The sequence below is a fragment of the Bartonella sp. AP19HLJMH genome, from assembly GCF_042196245.1.
Taxonomy (GTDB): Bacteria; Pseudomonadota; Alphaproteobacteria; order Rhizobiales; family Rhizobiaceae; genus Bartonella.
Genome location: NZ_JBHIPX010000069.1, coordinates 1 through 1,082 on the forward strand (window position 1 = coordinate 1; position 1,082 = coordinate 1,082).

Here is a 1,082-nt window from a genome sequence, read left to right on the forward strand (position 1 = left end):
ACATTGAATTATGCTATTCAGGATGTTCGGAAAGAAGCAAGACAAGCTGCTGCTATTGGTCTAGCGGTGTCCAACTTGCGTTACAATGATGCACCAGGAAAGTTAAGTGTTGCACTTGGTAGTGGTATATGGCTTAATCAGTCCGCATTTGCTCTTGGTGCTGGTTATACATCTGAAGATGGAAATATTCGCTCTAGTCTATCTGTGACAAGTGCCGGAGGGCGCTGGGGTGTAGGTGTAGGATTAAGCTTAACTCTAAATTAATAAAATTTACTACGATTATTTTCAAAAACGCTTCTGTCTATACAAGACAGAGGCGAAAAGAGTTACACGATTAAAAGAACGACTCCCATAAATAACAATGCCAGCATTAATGTTGAAAATAAAAAAAGAGAAAATGTCTGAAGAGTGGTGTGTTTTACGCAAATTTGACAGAAGTCGTGGAGGGGGCTAGTTGGTTGTTACATGACAGTAAGCAGCGGATTAAGAAAGTTTTTGATGATACGAAAAAATATGTAGATAAATATTTTTCTGAATCCAAGGATAATGCGATGAGTAATGGTGTTAACGAATCGAAATCCTCCACCGATATGAAATTTGAAATGTTTAGTTATGCTATTGAAGATGTTCGGAAAGAAGCAAGACAAGCAGCGGCTGTTGGTTTGGCAGTGGTAGGTTTGCGTTATAACGATACACTAGGAAAGTTGATTGTTTCATTTGATAGCGGCGCATGGCGTGGACAATTCGCATTTGCTCTTGGTGCTGGTTATATATCAGAGGATGGCTTCATTTGCTCTAATATATCCGCAACGAGTTCTGCGGAGATTAGAGAAGAGATGTTGGCTTAAGATTAAAGCTGCGTTGATGATAGCAAGGGATTCTTTTAACAACATTTATTCTTATTTTATTAAAAGAGGGTGAATATTTTTTTGTAGATGCACAGTATTTATCTAGAGATAAGCATAATATTTGATGAGGCTATAGACTGTGAGGTTTTATAGAAGATTTTCTATATTTTGTTGAAAAAAGATCACAGTAGAATCCATATTGCTAAAAAGTTATATTTTTATGTTGCTATTTTC

At 36.8% G+C, this 1,082-nt stretch carries 2 protein-coding genes; both read left to right on the forward strand.

From position 1 onward, the window contains the following. Nucleotides 1-264: YadA-like family protein (locus ACFINR_RS09390; RefSeq protein ID WP_375612610.1), on the forward strand; the 264-nt coding region annotated here is incomplete at its 5' end. A gap of 149 nt (nucleotides 265-413) precedes the next feature. Next, nucleotides 414-848 carry a hypothetical protein gene (locus ACFINR_RS09395; RefSeq protein ID WP_375654233.1) on the forward strand — a complete coding sequence of 145 codons (435 nt, stop codon included), beginning with the start codon at nucleotides 414-416 and terminating at the stop codon, nucleotides 846-848. Nucleotides 849-1,082 lie beyond the last annotated feature (234 nt).